This window comes from Thioalkalivibrio versutus (genome assembly GCF_001020955.1).
Taxonomy (GTDB): Bacteria; Pseudomonadota; Gammaproteobacteria; order Ectothiorhodospirales; family Ectothiorhodospiraceae; genus Thioalkalivibrio; species Thioalkalivibrio versutus.
The window spans coordinates 827,477-843,044 of record NZ_CP011367.1 but is presented as its reverse complement, the minus strand read 5'-3'; the positions used below and the strand labels follow the sequence as shown (position 1 = coordinate 843,044).

At 66.0% G+C, this 15,568-nt stretch carries 13 protein-coding genes and 1 pseudogene; 12 read left to right on the top strand and 2 right to left on the bottom strand.

The window, feature by feature from the left end; translation table 11 throughout:
- Positions 1 to 219: 219 nt before the first annotated feature.
- The 12 genes from TVD_RS04005 (at position 220) to TVD_RS03950 (ending at position 14,406) form a co-directional block, all read left to right on the top strand.
- Positions 220 to 2,094 (top strand): DUF294 nucleotidyltransferase-like domain-containing protein, encoded by a 1,875-nt coding sequence (locus TVD_RS04005; RefSeq protein WP_047250873.1) that lies wholly within the window; start codon positions 220 to 222, stop codon positions 2,092 to 2,094.
- 43 nt (positions 2,095 to 2,137) lie between these two features.
- Positions 2,138 to 2,401, top strand: a complete 264-nt coding sequence (locus TVD_RS04000; protein WP_018948713.1) for a DUF4212 domain-containing protein — start codon at positions 2,138 to 2,140, stop codon at positions 2,399 to 2,401.
- Positions 2,402 to 2,408: 7 nt separating this feature from the next.
- Positions 2,409 to 4,178 (top strand): sodium:solute symporter family protein, encoded by a 1,770-nt coding sequence (locus TVD_RS03995; protein WP_018176414.1) that lies wholly within the window; start codon positions 2,409 to 2,411, stop codon positions 4,176 to 4,178.
- A 206-nt stretch (positions 4,179 to 4,384) separates the two neighbouring features.
- A complete protein-coding gene (locus TVD_RS03990) occupies positions 4,385 to 6,211 on the top strand; it encodes a putative nucleotidyltransferase substrate binding domain-containing protein (RefSeq protein ID WP_047250872.1) in 1,827 nt (608 codons plus the stop codon).
- A 125-nt stretch (positions 6,212 to 6,336) separates the two neighbouring features.
- Positions 6,337 to 6,948, top strand: coding sequence for a 3'-5' exonuclease (locus TVD_RS03985; protein ID WP_205622085.1), 612 nt, complete (start codon positions 6,337 to 6,339; stop codon positions 6,946 to 6,948).
- 102 nt (positions 6,949 to 7,050) lie between these two features.
- The gene (gene acs, locus TVD_RS03980; protein WP_047250870.1) at positions 7,051 to 9,009 is read left to right on the top strand and encodes an acetate--CoA ligase; all 1,959 of its coding nucleotides are present in this window, start codon (positions 7,051 to 7,053) and stop codon (positions 9,007 to 9,009) included.
- 301 nt (positions 9,010 to 9,310) lie between these two features.
- Entirely contained in the window at positions 9,311 to 9,697 is a 387-nt protein-coding gene (locus TVD_RS03975; protein WP_018948718.1) for a winged helix-turn-helix domain-containing protein, read from the top strand.
- Positions 9,698 to 9,889: 192 nt separating this feature from the next.
- The gene (gene modA / locus TVD_RS03970; protein ID WP_047250869.1) at positions 9,890 to 10,690 is read left to right on the top strand and encodes a molybdate ABC transporter substrate-binding protein; all 801 of its coding nucleotides are present in this window, start codon (positions 9,890 to 9,892) and stop codon (positions 10,688 to 10,690) included.
- Between the two features lie 6 nt (positions 10,691 to 10,696).
- On the top strand, positions 10,697 to 11,389 hold the full coding sequence (gene modB, locus TVD_RS03965) for a molybdate ABC transporter permease subunit (protein WP_047250868.1): 693 nt from the start codon (positions 10,697 to 10,699) through the stop codon (positions 11,387 to 11,389).
- A gap of 8 nt (positions 11,390 to 11,397) precedes the next feature.
- Positions 11,398 to 12,504: a molybdenum ABC transporter ATP-binding protein gene (modC, locus tag TVD_RS03960; protein ID WP_047251898.1), complete on the top strand. Its 1,107-nt coding sequence runs from the start codon at positions 11,398 to 11,400 to the stop codon at positions 12,502 to 12,504.
- Between the two features lie 299 nt (positions 12,505 to 12,803).
- Complete coding sequence (locus TVD_RS03955; protein ID WP_047250867.1) at positions 12,804 to 13,436, top strand: hypothetical protein; 633 nt, start codon at positions 12,804 to 12,806, stop codon at positions 13,434 to 13,436.
- Positions 13,437 to 13,842: 406 nt separating this feature from the next.
- A complete protein-coding gene (locus TVD_RS03950) occupies positions 13,843 to 14,406 on the top strand; it encodes a GNAT family N-acetyltransferase (protein WP_047250866.1) in 564 nt (187 codons plus the stop codon).
- 178 nt (positions 14,407 to 14,584) lie between these two features.
- Here the strand turns inward: TVD_RS03950 and TVD_RS03945 are convergent, their stop codons facing one another.
- Together TVD_RS03945 and TVD_RS13995 are read right to left on the bottom strand one after the other, a co-directional pair.
- Positions 14,585 to 15,319 carry an NYN domain-containing protein gene (locus tag TVD_RS03945; protein ID WP_047250865.1) on the bottom strand — a complete coding sequence of 245 codons (735 nt, stop codon included), beginning with the start codon at positions 15,317 to 15,319 and terminating at the stop codon, positions 14,585 to 14,587.
- 96 nt (positions 15,320 to 15,415) lie between these two features.
- Positions 15,416 to 15,535: pseudogene (locus TVD_RS13995) on the bottom strand (integrase core domain-containing protein); the annotation flags it as partial.
- Positions 15,536 to 15,568: the final 33 nt, after the last annotated feature.

Here is a 15,568-nt window from a genome sequence, read left to right as displayed (position 1 = left end):
CTTGCTGACGACCGGGGCGAATGCGAACAGGTCGGCATTCGCCCCCGTTACGCCGCGGGCCGGTGTAACGAGAAGAAACACGCACGTTACACAACGTAACGCACGGAACAGACCGCTTGGCCACAACCTGCTGATTCGCGGGGGCCAAAGAATTGGCGTGCAACTTGCAGTAGACCCCCGAGACGTGAACACCATCACTTTGGGGATGCCGCTACCGCCATGTCCGACGCGCTCGACAGCACCCGGGAGTTCCTCGGCGCCCACGCCCCGTTCGACCAGCTCGAGACGGATGCGCTGGAGTTCCTGCTGCCCCGCCTGGAGAGTCGCTTCTACGCGCGTGGCGCGCGCATCACCGACCCCGAGGCCGGTCCGGCCCAGCGTTTCCACATCATCCGCCAGGGCCGCATCCGCGGCGAGACCCCCAGCGAGGACGAACAGCTCTCCGGCAAGGCCTGGGAGCTGATCCCCGGCGAATGCTTCCCGATCGGCGCCCTGCTCGGCCGCCGCGCGGTACATACCGTGCATCGCGCGGCGGAGGACACCGTCTGCCTGGAACTGAGCCTGGAGGACTTCGACCGCCTGCGCGCCCGTTCGCGGGTCTTTAACGACTTCTGCACGCGCCGCCTGGCCAACCTGCTGGACCGCCTGCAGCAGGGCCTGGACACCCTGTCCGCCCGCGACGGGGGCGCCGGACAACTCAACACGCCACTGGTTCTGCGCCTGGCGCGCAGCCCGGTTACCTGCCGCCCGGACACCCGGCTGCGCGAGGTCCTGACCACCATGCGCGACGAACGGGTCGGCTCCATCGTCGCGGTCGACGACAACCAGCGGCCGGTGGGCATCTTCACCCTGCATGACCTGCTCTCGCGCGTGGCGCTGGCGGATGTCGACCTCGACACCCCGGTCGCGGCCGTGATGACCCCCGACCCGGTGGCGCTGGAGGAGAGCACCCCGGGCTTCGAGGGTATCGAGGCGATGACCGAGCACGGGATGACCCACCTGTGTGTGGTGCGCGACGGCCGCCTGGTCGGCGTGCTGGGCGAGCGCGACCTGCTGACCAGTCAGCCGCTGACCCTGGACGGCCTGGTGCGCGCGATCCGCCGCGCCGACTCTGTCACCGCCGTCGCCGAACGCCTGCGCCAGGTGCCACGCCTGATCGAGGCCGTGGCCGGCCAGGGCGCAGAGGCCGATCAGGTCCTGCGCCTGATCACGCGTCTCAACGAACACGCCACCCGCCGGGTGCTGGCCCTGTTGCGGCCGCAGCACGAGGCCATCGAGGGCATCGACTTCACTTGGCTGGCGTTCGGCTCCCAGGCGCGCGAGGAGCAGGCCCTGGTCACGGACCAGGACAACGGCATCCTGTTCGACGCCGCGGCCAGCGACGCGGACGCGATCCGCGAGCGCCTGCTGCCGTACGCGAAGGACGTGAACCAGGCGCTGGCCGAGTGCGGGTTCATGCTGTGCCCCGGCAACATCATGGCCGGCAACCCGGAGTGCTGTCTGAGCGGCCCGGAGTGGGATCAGCGTTTCACCCGCTGGATCGAGCAGGGCACGCCGGAGCACCTGCTCAAGAGCAGCATCTTCTTCGATCTGCGCGCCGTGGACGGCGATGCCGGACCCGTCGAGGCGCTGCGCACCCGCCTGCTGCAGAAGACCGCCTTCAACAGCCGCTTCCGCCGCCAGATGGCCGCCAACCAGCAGATGTTCCGCCCACCACTGGGTCTGTTCGGCGAGATCAAGAGCGGGTCCAACGGAATCGATATCAAGAAACAGGGGCTCACGCCCTTCGTCGACGGCGCACGGGTGATCGCGCTGGCGGCCGAGTTGCCGGCCACACGCACCCACGAACGTCTGGACCAGGCCGTTGCGGCCGACGTAATGCGCGCCGCCGATGCCCAGGACTACCACGCCGCACTGCGCTACCTGCAGATGCTGCGCCTGCGCGCCCAGCAAAAGGCGCTGCGCGAGGGACGCGACGACGACAACCGAATCCGGCCGGAAGAGCTGGGTGCCCTGGAGGGACGGGTGCTCAAGGAGAGTTTCCGGCAGGCCCGCAAGCTGCAGGGACAGCTTGAGGTTCAATACCAGCTGTGATGGAACACGGCAAACAACAAAACCTTACGAGAGGAGCATCGTCATGTCACAAGAAGACCTGAGCCGGCAGGCCTACTGGCGGGCGCATCTGCGTCTGCTGGGCATCTGCCTGGCAATCTGGTTCCTGGTGTCGTTCGTGCTGGGCATTCTGGTCTCCCAGCCGCTGAACGCGATCCAGCTGGGGGGCTATCCGCTGGGCTTCTGGTTCGCGCAACAGGGCTCGATCTACACCTTCATCATCCTGATCTTTGTTTATGCCTGGCGCATGAACGTCCTGGATCGCAAGTTCAACGTCCACGAGGAGTAAGCCTGTCATGGATCAACAGACTCTAAGCCTGCTCGTGGTCGGGGCGACCTTCGCCCTGTACATCGGCATTGCCATCTGGGCGCGCGCCGGTTCGACCAGCGAGTTCTACGTCGCCGGGCGCGGCATTAACCCGATCGCCAACGGCATGGCCACGGCCGCGGACTGGATGTCCGCCGCGTCGTTCATCTCCATGGCCGGCCTGATCGCGTTCCTCGGCTTCACCGGGGGTGCGTACCTGATGGGCTGGACCGGCGGCTACGTGCTGATGGCACTGCTGCTGGCCCCGTACCTGCGCAAGTTCGGGAAGTTCACGGTGCCGGAATTCATCGGTGACCGCTTCTACTCGAAGACTGCGCGCATTATCGCGGTGATCTCCCTGATCGTGATGTCCGTGACCTACGTGATCGGGCAGATGCGCGGGGTCGGGATCGCCTTCTCCAACATCCTGGAAGTGCCACTGGCCACCGGCCTGATCGCCGGCATGACCGTGGTGTTCATCTACGCCGTGCTCGGCGGGATGAAGGGCATCACCTACACCCAGATCGCGCAGTACGTGATCATGATCTTTGCCTACACGGTGCCGGCGATCTTCATTGCCATCACCCTGACCGGCAATCCGGTCCCGCAGCTGGGACTGGGCTCCACCCTGCAGGGGACGGATACCTACCTGCTGGAGGCGCTGGACCAGACCATGGTCGATCTGGGCTTCCACGCCTACACCGAAGTGGGCGGCATGAGCATGCTCAACATGTTCCTGCTGACGCTGGCGCTGATGATCGGTACCGCGGGCCTGCCGCACGTGATCATCCGCTTCTTCACCGTTCCGCGCGTGCGTGATGCCCGCAAGTCCGCCGGCTGGGCGCTGGTGTTCATCGGCATCCTCTACACCACTGCCCCGGCAGTCGGCGCGATGGCCATCTGGAACCTGGTGAACACCGTCCACCCGGGCGAGATCGGCACCGAAGAGGGGCACCTGGCCCATGCGGACCGGCCGGCGTGGATGGAGCGCTGGGAACAGACCGGCCTGCTCGCCTTCGAGGACAGAAACGACGACGGCGTGATCCAGTACTACAACGACGGCAACGAAGAGTTCGCGGCTTTCGCCGAAGAGGAATACGGCTGGGAAGGTTCCGAGATCGTCACCCTCGACCGCGACATCATGGTGCTGGCCAACCCCGAGATCGCCGGGCTTCCGGGCTGGGTCATCGCACTGGTCGCAGCGGGCGGTATCGCCGCCGCACTGTCGACCGCAGCGGGACTGCTGCTGGCCATTGCATCGGCCATCTCGCATGACTTGCTGAAGGGCGTGTTCATGCCAAGGATCAGCGAGAAGAGAGAGCTCATGGCCGGACGTATCGCCATGGGTGTCGCCATCCTGTTCGCCGGTTATCTGGGGCTGAATCCACCCGGCTTCGCGGCCGAGGTGGTGGCACTGGCCTTCGGTCTCGCCGCGGCCTCGCTGTTCCCGACCCTGATGATGGGCATCTTCATGAAGAAGATGAACAAGGAAGGCGCGATCGCCGGCATGCTGGTGGGTCTGCTGACCACCCTTCTGTACATCTTCACGTACAAGGGCTGGTTCTTCTTCTCCGGCACCGCGATGCTCCCGGACAACCCGGACGGCTGGCTGCTGGGCGTGAACCCGACCGGCTTCGGCGCCATCGGCGCGGTCTTCAACTTCGTCACCGCCTACATCGTGATGAAGCTGACCAAGGAGCCGCCGAAGGACATCCAGGATCTGGTGGAAAGCGTGCGCGTACCGCGTACCGAAGGCTGATGGACGGTCCCGCCATGACCAACATGGCGGGACCCCTGCCACCATGACTGGATGGTCATTCGACAGGAGAAAAGACGGGGTCGGCTCGGGTGCACCGGGTCGGCCCCTTTTATCTGGCACAGTGTCTGCGGGCCAAGCGGCAATCGACCCTACCCCGGTCGATTGCCGGTTGCCCCACCCCACGTGAACACCCAACGGACCCACGCATGAACGGCGAACTCGAAGAGATCCGCGAGTTTCTCGAACACTGCCCCGATCTGGCCCCCCTGCCGGAGGCCAGCCGGGATGCCTTTCTACGCCAGCTCACCCTGCGCTACCTGCGCGAGGGCACCAGCTTCCCCCCGGACGCCGAACCCGGCCTGTGGATCGTGCGCACCGGCACGCTGGAGATCCGCGACGCGCAGGACACCCTGCACGACCGCCTGGGCGAGGGCGATCTGGTGCACATCCCCAACACCCCGGCGCGCCCGCTGGGCCCGGTCACCGAGGATGCCCTGGTCTACCACCTGCCGCTGGATCGCGCCCTTGAGCTGGCCGCGCGCGACGACGCCATCGCCCAGTTCCTCGACGCCGACGCCCCGCGCCCACTGGCCACTGACCGCACAGCACAGGGCGGGCACGGGGACCGCAGCCTGCTAACCACGCCAGTGCGCGCCCTGATGACCTGCGACCCGATACTGGCCGTCAGCACGCTCAGCCTGCGCGAGGCCGCGCGCCTGATGGACCGCGGCGACATTTCCGCGCTGCTGCTGCACACGCCCGAGCGCCCGGGCGAACCCTGCGGCATCCTCACCGACACCGACCTGCGCCGTGCGGTCGCCAACGGCGTGGACCCCGGCCAGGCCGTTGCTGAATCCATGGCCAGCCCGCTGACCACGGTTGAGCGCGGCACCCCCGCCTTCGAGGCCCTGCTGCGCATGGCGCGCCACGACATCCACCACCTCCCGGTCGTCCACGAGGCCGACGGGACCCTGGCCGGCATCCTCTCCAGCACCGACCTGATCCGCCACCAGGGCACCAGCGCCGTCTACCTGGTGCGCGACCTGCGCCGTGCCGACGACCTTGCCGGCCTGCAGGGCGTGATGCAGGCCCTGCCCCAGTTGCAGGTGCAACTGGTGGAGGCCGGCGCCGACGCCGCCCAACTCACCCAGACTGTTACCACGGTGATCGACACACTCACCCAGCGCCTGATCGAGCTGGACGAACGCGGCCGCGGCCCGGCCCCCTGCGCCTTTGCCTGGCTTGCGAGCGGCAGCCAGGGCCGCCACGAGCAGACCGTGTTCACTGACCAGGACACCGCTCTCATCATTGCCGATGACGCCTCGCCGGACGTCGACGTCTGGTTCGCGGAGCTTGCCCGCGGGGTAACCGCCGGCCTCGACGCCTGCGGCATCCGCGCTTGCCCCGGCGATGTCGATCCCACCCATCCCGACTGGCGCCGACCCGCGGCTGACTGGGCGCGCGAGATGGAACGCGTGCTGCACCACCCGGCCCCACGCGACGCGATGCTGGCCACCCACTACCTCGACATGCGCGTGATCCACGGTGCGGCCGAACTGTTCGAACCATTACGCCAACAAGCATTGGAGGTTGGTGCGCGCCACGAGGCCCTGCTGAGCACCCTGGCCGACCAGGCGCGCAACCTGCCCCCACCGCTCGGCTTCTTCCGCCAGTTCGTGCTGGAGGACAGCGGCGCACACGCCGACACCCTCGACCTGAAGATGCGTGGGCTGCTGCCGATCGTCGCCATGGCACGGGTCTTTGCCCTGCACGCCGGCAGCGCGGCCCGCAGCACAGTGGAACGCCTGAGCGCCGCGGCCCGGGCGGGGGTTATCAACGAGAGCACGGCCGACAACCTGGCCGATGCCTGGGTGTACATCGCTAACCTGCGCGCCCGCCATCAGGCTCGCCAGATCCGCAACGGCCAGCCCCCGGACAACGCGCTGGACCCGGCCGGACTGTCCACCCTGGAGCGCAGTCACCTGAAGACCGCCTTCCGCCTGGTGAACGACGCCCGCAAGACGGCCCTCTGATGGTCTGCCCTCTGCACGCTGCCGCATGGCTCCGCCCGCCTGGCCACTGGCGCTTCTGCCGCGCCCGGCGTCGGGCTGCGCGCCGCGCCCCGCCGGGCCCGCTGCGCGAGCTCCTCGAGGCCCCCATGCCGCCCGCCGGCCAGCCGGTGGTCGCCAGCCGCTTTCTCGCAGTGGATCTGGAAACCACCGGCCTGGACCCGGAACACGACCGCATCCTGAGCATGGGCTGGGTGGCAATGGAGGGCCCGCGCATCGACCTCGCCACTGCGGACCAGCGCCTGGTGCGCGCGGAAGGGCCCGTGCCGGAGGCCAGCGCCGTCATCCACCGCATCACCGATCAGCGCGCCGCCAGCGGGGTACCGCTGGACGAGGCCCTGAACGCCCTGTTCCACGCGCTCGCCGGGCGCGTCATGGTGGCGCACCACGCGGCCCTGGAGATCGGCTTCCTCGAGCAGGCCTGCCAGCGCCTGTATGGCGTAAGCGCCCCGCTGGCCATCGTGGACACGCTGCGCCTGGCGGAGACGGCCCTGCGCCGCGCCGGCCAGCCGATCCCGGCCCACGGGCTGCGCCTGCATACCCTGCGCGCGCGCTACAACCTGCCGGCCTATCGCGCGCACGACGCGTTGTTCGACGCCATCGCCGCGGGCGAACTGTTCGCCGCGCTGCTGAGCCGGCAATCGCCGGACGGAAAACTGCCACTGGGGCGCGTGCTGTTCCGCCCCGCGTGGCTCTGGTAAGCGCGGCCAGCGCCCGGTTCGCATGCTATCCTCGCACCCACCAAAGGGGCTGGCGGTTGGCCACTCCCATACCCCATACCAAAAACCGATCTGGAGGCCCTGATGAGTGACAACATCGAGTCCACCCTCACCGAGACGCGCCACTTTGCGCCGCCGGCGGAGTTCACCGAAAACGCCCGCCTGAAGCCAGCCGATCTCGAGGCCCTGCACCAGAAGGCCGAGGCCGACTACGAGGGCTTCTGGTGCGATCTCGCGCGCGAGAAGATCGACTGGAAGACCGAGTTCGCCCAGGGTCTCGACGAGTCCAAGGCGCCGCATTACCAGTGGTTCGCCGACGGGCGCATGAACGTCTCCTACAACTGCATCGATCGCCACCTGGAAGTCCGCGGCAACAAGACCGCGATCGTCTTCGAGGCGGAGAACGGCGACACCCGCCACCTCACCTACCGTGACCTCTACAACGAGGTCGGCAAGCTCGCCAACGCCCTCAAGGGCATGGGCGTGGTGAAGGGCGACCGCCTCATCATCTACATGCCGATGGACGCCGAGGCCGTGATCGCCATGCAGGCCTGTGCCCGCATCGGCGCGATCCACTCGGTGGTGTTCGGTGGCTTCTCCGCGGACGCCCTGCGGGACCGCGTGGTGGACTCCGGCTCCAAGGTCGTGATCACCGCCGACGGCGGCGAGCGCGGCGGCAAGGTCGTGGGGCTCAAGGCCAACGTCGACAAGGCGCTGGACTCCAACCCGGGCGACGTCGAGAAAGTGGTCGTCTGCAAGCGGGCCGGCAACGACGTGACCATGCACGCCGACCGCGACGTCTGGTGGGAAGACGCCGTGGACGGCGAATCCGTCGACTGCGAGCCGGAATGGGTGGAGGCCGAACACCCGCTGTTTCTGCTCTACACCTCCGGCTCCACCGGCAAGCCCAAGGGCATCCAGCACTCCAGTGCCGGTTACCTGCTGGGCGCGATCGTCACCAACGAGTGGGTGTTCGACCTGCAGGGCGACGACGTCTACTGGTGCACCGCGGATGTCGGCTGGATCACCGGCCACACCTATGTCGCCTACGGCCCGCTGGCCGTGGGTGCCACCCAGGTGGTCTACGAGGGTACCCCGACCGTGCCCGACGCCGGGCGCTGGTGGAAGATGTGCCAGGACCACGGCGTGACCGTGTTCTACACCGCCCCCACCGCCATCCGCGCGCTGATGAAGGCCGGACCGGACCTGCCCAAGCAGTACGACCTGTCCAAGCTGCGCCTTCTGGGCACGGTCGGCGAACCGATCAACCCCGAGGCCTGGATGTGGTACTACACCACCGTCGGCGAAGAGCGCTGCCCGATCGTCGATACCTGGTGGCAGACCGAGACCGGCGCCAACATGATCGCCCCGATCCCGGGCGCGACCACGCTGGTCCCCGGCTCCTGCACCCAGGCCCTGCCCGGCATTGCCGCCGACGTGGTGGACGAGGACGGCAAGAGCCTGGGCGCCGACGAGGGCGGCTACCTGGTCATCAAGAAGCCCTGGCCGCATATGCTGCGCACCGTCTGGGGCGACGACCAGCGCTACAAGGACACCTACTGGCCGAAGTTCGGCGGCAAGTACTACCTGGCCGGCGACTCCGCGCGCCGCGACGCCGAGGGCAACTTCTGGATCATGGGGCGCATCGATGACGTGCTGAACGTCTCCGGCCACCGCATGGGCACCATGGAGGTCGAATCCGCTCTGGTCGCGCACAAGGCGGTCGCCGAGGCCGCCGTGGTCGGCCGCCCGCATGACGTGAAGGGCGAGGCCATCGTCGCCTTCGTGATCCTGCAGGGCGATCGCCTGACCGGCGACGAGGCCGAGGAGATGGTCAAGGAACTGCGCAACTGGGTCGCCGACCAGATCGGCCCGATCGCCAAGCCGGACGACATCCGCTTTGCCGACGGCCTGCCCAAGACCCGCTCCGGCAAGATCATGCGCCGCCTGCTGCGCTCCATCGCCAAGGGCGAGGAGATCACCTCCGACACCTCCACGCTGGAGAACGAGGCCGTCATCCCGCAGCTCCAGGGCAAGGCCTGACCCCCCGGCCGGGGCCCCAAGCCCCGGCCTTTTCCCGTCCCTCCCCCCCCGTCATTGCGAGGAGCAACGCGACGAAGCAATCTGTGTCCAAAACCACCGGAACCTGATCGCTCGCGCAGTGCCAGCGTTGGGAGATTACTCGCTGCGCTCGCCCTTCGGGCCGGCCTTTGGCCGTTCAACGCAGCTTCGCTGCTTTCGTGCTTCGTCGTTGCACTCCTCGCAATGACGGGGCGGGGGTTATCATTCGCACTCACAACCCCTCCCAGGCACCATCACCGGCAAACCCCAGGCCCCACAACGCATGAGCACCCACCACTCCGGCACTCCAAAGGACCACCCCCAGGCCCCGCGCCTGCGTGTGCTGCTGGGCGAGGTCACGGCCATGGGCCCGGGCAAGGCCATGCTGCTGGAGGCCATCCGCGACAAGGGCTCGATCTCCGCGGCCGCGCGCAGCGTCGGCATGTCGTACCGCCGCGCCTGGGACCTCGTCGAGACCATGAACCAGAGCTTCCGCGAGCCCATGGTGGCCACCGCCAAGGGCGGCTCCGGCGGCGGCGGGGCCCAGGTCACCGCCTTCGGCGAGACCGTACTGGCACGCTACCGCGACATGGAACGCCAGGCCTGCGAGGCCCTGCGCGACGAGCTGCACGCCTTCGCCGAGTTCCTCGCCGACGACCCCAAGCCGTAACGCCGATCCCAGCCTTGACGGGTCTCCCTGGCCCACGCATCATTGCGCCTACCGATATGCAAACTGAAATATAACGAAACGCATATCCACCCAGACAAGCGCCGCGTCACTGCGAGGAGCAGCGCGACGAAGCAGCCTCCCAACGGAACCACCCGAGCCCAACAAGACCCAGCCACAGGGAAGACCCACACCATGCACCTGCGCGCCCTCCTCCTGACCCTGCTGCTCCTGCTACCCGGCCTGACCACCGCCAACGGCCCGCTGACCATCGCGGCCGCCTCCGACCTGCGCTTCGCCCTGGACGAGATCCTGGACGCCTACCGCGAGGCGCACCCGGACGACACGGTACGCGTCACCTACGGCTCCTCCGGCCGCATGACCACGCAGATCATGAACGGCGCCCCCTACGACGTGTTCTTCTCCGCCGATATCGCCTACCCACAGAAGCTGCGCGCCGAGGGCCACGCGGTGACCGAGCCGGAGGTCTACGCCATCGGCCGCATCGTGCTGTGGAGCAACCGCATGGATGCCTCGGAAATGACACTGGAAGACCTGCTACGCGACGACATCCGCCGCGTCGCCATCGCCTCCCCAACCCACGCCCCCTACGGCGTGCGCGCGATGGAGGCGCTCAAGTCCGTGGGCGTCTGGGACGACCTGCAGTCCAAGATAGTCAACGGCGACAACATCGCCCAGACCGCGCGCATGATCCAGGCGGGCGGCGCCGAGATCGGCATCATCGCCCTGTCGCTGGCCGAGTTTCCGGACCTCGCCGAGCACAACTACCACCTGATCGACGACGCCCTGCACGAACCCCTCACCCAGGGCTTCATCATCACCCGGCGCGGCGAACACAACGACACGGCGCACCGCTTCTCGGAGTACATGAACGGCGATACCGCCCGCGACATCATGCGCCGCTACGGCTTCGTGATGCCCGGCGAAACGCTCCCCGAAGACGGGCCCGCCGACACGGCCGCGGCAGCCCCGTAACCGGCCATGTTCGAGCTGAGCCCCACGGACTGGATGGCGATCGAGGTCACCCTCAAGCTTGCGCTGTACACCACGCTGATCCTGCTGGTCATCGCCACCCCCATCGCCTGGTGGCTGGCCAACGGCCGCGCCCCCGGCGGCCTGCGCACCACAGTGCAGGCACTGGTCGCCCTGCCGCTGGTGCTGCCGCCCACCGTGCTCGGCTTCTATCTGCTGGTCCTGCTGGGCCCGGCCGGTCCGGTCGGCAGTACGCTAGAGAACATGGGCCTGAACCACCTGGCGTTCACCTTCCAGGGCATCCTGATCGCCTCGGTGATCTACTCCCTGCCATTCGCCGTGCAGCCCCTGCAGCAGGCCTTCGCCAACCTCGGCCGCCGGCCGACCGAGATCGCCGGCTCGCTGGGCGCCGGGCGCATGGACCGCTTCTTCACCGTGATCCTGCCGATGTCGCGCGGCGGCTTCATCGTCGCCGCCACGCTCGCCTTCGCCCACACCCTGGGCGAGTTCGGCGTGATCCTGATGCTCGGCGGCGCCATCCCCGGCGAGACCCAGGTGCTGTCCATCCTGATCTACGACCACGCCGAGGCGATGGACTTCGCCTCCGCGCACCGCCTGTCGCTGGGCCTGTTGATCTTCGCCTTCGTCGTGCTGTTCGTGGTCTACGCGATCAACCGCCGCTTCGACACGGTGCGCCTGTGAGCCAGCCCGTGAGCCAGTCCGTCAGCAATGGGCTACGCATCCAGGCGCGCCTGGAGCGCTCCGGCTTCGCGCTGGACGTGGACACCACCATCCCTCTGGAGGGCGTCACCGCCCTGTTCGGACGCTCCGGCTGCGGCAAGACCACGCTCCTGCGCATCATCGCCGGCCTGGAACACCCACCCGGCGCCGAGGTGCATTTCGGCGACACCGCCTGGCAATCCGGCAAGACCTTCGTCCCCCTGCACCGTCGTCGCGTCGGCCTGGTGTTCCAGGAATCCACCCTGCTCCCGCACCTAAGCGTGCGCGGCAACCTGCTCTACGGCTACAAGCGCACGCCGGAGTCCATGCGTCGCCTGCACCTGGACGAGGTCGCCGACCTGCTCGGCATCACCGAACTGCTGGAGCGCCGCGCCGACCAGCTCTCCGGCGGCCAGCGCCAGCGCGTGGCGCTGGGCCGGGCCCTGCTCATCAGCCCCGACCTTCTGCTGCTGGACGAACCCCTGAACGCGCTGGACACCCAGACCAAGCGCGAGATCATGCCCTTCCTCGCCCGCCTGTCGGACAGGACCGGCATCCCCACCCTGCTGGTCACCCACGCCCCGGAAGAAGTCGAACGCCTGGCCCACCGCGTCGCCTTCATGCACGACGGCCAACTCGAACGCCTGGAACCCCTGCGCGACGCCCTCGCCCGCGCCGACTCCCCCCTGTTCCGCGAAGAAGGCGCGGTCTCCGTCCTCCAAGGCGAACTCGGCCCGCCCGACGAACACGACCTACGCCCCTTCGGCCCCCCCGAGGCCCGCTACCGCGTACCGACAACTCCCGGTTCCACCAAGGGCGCCGGGCATCAAGCCCGCCTGCGTATCGACGCGCGCGACGTGTCGATCGCCCTGTCCCCACCCGAGGATATCTCCATCCTCAACATCATCCCCGTCACCATCGAGGCCCTGGACGAAGCCCCCGGTCACCACGGCCCCGCCCGCATCCTCGCGACCTGCCGCCAGGACGACGGCCAACCCCTGATGGCCGAACTCACCCAGCTCTCCACCAAACGCCTCGCCCTCCAGCCCGGTACCCGCGCCCACGCCCTCGTCAAATCGGTCGCCTTTCTCGACTGAGCGGCTTTTCCACGAAATCCAATCGGCACCAAACGATCAAAGCGCTCGCAAAACCACATTACCCGTGCCAGAATCTAGCCAACGAATATGCGAGACAGCGCTGACCCGCCCTGCCGCCTCCCGCAGCCTGTCTACGCCGCAACATGTCCAGGATCCATCGCCACTCACGCATCCTACGCAATTGAAACCACGCTCATTTCTGACGCCGCATCATCCGCGATATATAGCACGCAGGTTCAACCAACATCGGTGCGCGCTATCTAATCACTGTTACACAGAAGAAATACTTCTTTCTGGTTATGACAATCCATCACACTGAAGAAGAACTTAGGCATAGGGCCGGCATCATTGCATCCGAGTATTCCGGGATCGTCCCACATTTCGAAGCCATGTATATCCAATCGATCCTCTATCCGGCTGGGAGGGCTGTGGAAGCCTTCCAACGTCTGGCCCAAATCGAGGATCCCGGGCAGGACTCCGAAAATGCGGTTGCGGCCGCGCAGGAAGCGATTGGACACGCGGGGGCAGTCTCTCGGTTTTTCTGGCCGGTCGACGGTCCGAGGCGGGAGCCCTCGGAGTTGAAGGAGCTCCGGAAAAGACGAGGTGAGGCTCTTCGTTCAGCATTTGATCTGTCGGATGATTCTCCCCTCGCGAACCGTGACCTTCGCAATGCGTGGGAACACTTTGACGAACGCCTCGATCAGTACCTCCTAGGAATTGATGCTGGAGTGATGTTGCCGGGTTGCATCGTGGATGATCATTCTATTGCCGACGATCCAAACGGATATACATTCAAAGTCCTCGACCCTACGGCCGAGTGCCTGGTCTTGGTAGGTACAAGGTACTTCTACGGCGCCATCAGAGACGAGGTGCATCGAATATACCTGACCGCGCTTGAGTGTGATCGTGACGGCGACAGGCTGTTGACCTAATGGATATATGTCACCAACTGCTCAACCGGACGCTCGCACCTCGCGCCGGTTAGCTATACGTTGGGCAGGCTAACTTCGACCGAGTTTAAGCAGTTCCGCGGCATGGGGTCAGACCTTGCCTTTTGCCCCTCTGGCGAAGGAAGGGCAAAAGGCAAGGTCTGACCCCCTTCCTTCGCTTGACTCCCTTCCTTCGCTTACGATAAGCGATTGAAAGACCGTCAGTTATCGCGACCTCCACGCCCAGAGAAGACCTTAAACGGCCAATTTCCGGGGCGAAAGTGGCCGACCAGCGCGCAGGGAAACGGCAATGGGGTGTCTCCTTCCGCTCGGTCAGGATATAACACGCGCACGCTCAACCAATATCCGTGCACGCTACCTAATCACTGTTAGAGCTGCGGAGAAGGTCATGGTCGATTTGATGTATCGGACGGCGACATCAGACGATGTGGAGGACATCGCTCGGCTTGTCAATTCCGCATATCGGCCCAGCACCGGAGACGAGGGCTGGACTCACGAATCGCTTTTGCTTGGAGGCCAGAGAACCAATCCGAGGCAGATCGGGGAGGCAATTGGGCTGGCGAGGATTATTCTCGCGTTGGATCATGGGCGAGTTGTCGGCTGCGTTCAGGTTGACGTTAAAGGAAGGGAGGCTCATATCGGCATGCTTGCGGTCGCGCCAGGAATGCAGGCTAAGGGAATAGGTAACTCGCTTCTCGTGCGCGCGGAGGCATGGGCGAGCGCCGTGCCGGGGGTGGAGGAATTCGTTTTGGTAGTCGTGTCCGCGCGTCGGGAACTTGTCCAGTATTACACCCGAAGGGGATATGCCGAGGCCGGTAAGCGGGTTCCGTACCCCGTTGGCGCCGGGGTTGGGGAACCGCTTACCGGCACACTGGACCTTACCGTGCTACGAAAATGCTCTAACACGCCGCTCCAGCCGACGTCAGGCCGCGACGCGGCCTTCCTCGGCTGAGCTCGGCCTTAATCCTGATGAGGTCGGACCTCGGTAAGACACTGAACATAGTGCGGAAAGAGACAGACCAAGCGCCTCATACGGCCTTAAACAGCCAATTTTCGGCCTAGAAATGGGCTGCCAAGGACTTCAGAGCCTGCCAACAGAGGCTTCGGAGATACCCGGCCCAGGGCGCGACCTACGGCCTGCGCTTGTCCCGTACGTAGATGACCTTGGATGCACCATCGGCTGCGGAGCGTTCCTGAACCTCGAACAACCCGGTCGCCTCGACCAGATCGCGCAGCTTGCGGTAACCAAAGTTGCGCGCATCGAACTCCGGGCTCTGCTTCGCGATATTGCTACCGACCGGCCCCAGTTGTGCCCAGCCGTCCTCGTCCGACGAGCCCTCGACTGCATTGCGCAACGCATTCACCAGTCGGGTATCGGATTTGAGTTCTTTGGCGGAGCGCTTCCGTGATTGCTGCTCTTCTTCATTGCCCTCGGTGAGGACCTCGGTGTAGATAAACTTGTCGCAGGCTACAACGAGGGGTGCAGGGGTCTTCCGCTCGCCAAAGCCATACACAGTCAGCCCGGACTCGCGAATCCTCGAGGCAAGCCGCGTGAAGTCACTATCGCTGGAAACCAGGCAAAATCCGCCAAAATTGCCGGTGTACAACAGATCCATCGCGTCGATGATCAGTGCACTGTCGGTCGCATTTTTGCCGCGGGTATACCCGAACTGCTGCACCGGCTGGATGGAATGCTGCAAAAGCGCCTCTTTCCAGCCTTTGAGTGCAGGCCCTGTCCAGTCACCATAAATCCGCTTGACGCTTGCCGTACCGTACTTGGCAATCTCTACGAGAAGCCCATCCACAATGGCCGGCTGCACATTGTCCGCGTCGATCAACACCGCGAGGTTGCTGTCCTTACTCATCGCCCAGCTCTCCTACTGCCGCAACAATCCGGTCTTGGTCTTAGAAGTGTACATGCGGCAACGCCTACCAACCGCCCCACTGTCCACTTCCCCGGATTAGGTCCACGCATAACCAGAGGTTTCCGGGTGGTGTAGCTGCCGGCATTCGACCGGCGTCAGGTCCCCCAGCGAATCGTGGGGGATGGTTTCGTTGTAGTCCTGCAGCCACTGCTCGGTGTGCCATTGGCCGTTTCTAATGCACCGCACGCT

Excerpts from the sequence above, each read along its gene's own strand:
- TVD_RS03985 (WP_205622085.1), top strand. The coding sequence starts at position 6,337 with ATGCCGCCCGCCGGCCAGCCGGTGGTCGCCAGCCGCTTTCTCGCAGTG.
- acs (WP_047250870.1), top strand. The coding sequence starts at position 7,051 with ATGAGTGACAACATCGAGTCCACCCTCACCGAGACGCGCCACTTTGCG.
- TVD_RS03975 (WP_018948718.1), top strand. The coding sequence starts at position 9,311 with ATGAGCACCCACCACTCCGGCACTCCAAAGGACCACCCCCAGGCCCCG.
- TVD_RS03950 (WP_047250866.1), top strand. The coding sequence starts at position 13,843 with ATGGTCGATTTGATGTATCGGACGGCGACATCAGACGATGTGGAGGAC.
- TVD_RS04005 (WP_047250873.1), top strand. The coding sequence starts at position 220 with ATGTCCGACGCGCTCGACAGCACCCGGGAGTTCCTCGGCGCCCACGCC.
- modB (WP_047250868.1), top strand. The coding sequence starts at position 10,697 with ATGTTCGAGCTGAGCCCCACGGACTGGATGGCGATCGAGGTCACCCTC.
- TVD_RS03990 (WP_047250872.1), top strand. The coding sequence starts at position 4,385 with ATGAACGGCGAACTCGAAGAGATCCGCGAGTTTCTCGAACACTGCCCC.
- TVD_RS03945 (WP_047250865.1), bottom strand. The coding sequence starts at position 15,319 with ATGAGTAAGGACAGCAACCTCGCGGTGTTGATCGACGCGGACAATGTG.
- TVD_RS03995 (WP_018176414.1), top strand. The coding sequence starts at position 2,409 with ATGGATCAACAGACTCTAAGCCTGCTCGTGGTCGGGGCGACCTTCGCC.
- TVD_RS03955 (WP_047250867.1), top strand. The coding sequence starts at position 12,804 with ATGACAATCCATCACACTGAAGAAGAACTTAGGCATAGGGCCGGCATC.
- TVD_RS04000 (WP_018948713.1), top strand. The coding sequence starts at position 2,138 with ATGTCACAAGAAGACCTGAGCCGGCAGGCCTACTGGCGGGCGCATCTG.
- modA (WP_047250869.1), top strand. The coding sequence starts at position 9,890 with ATGCACCTGCGCGCCCTCCTCCTGACCCTGCTGCTCCTGCTACCCGGC.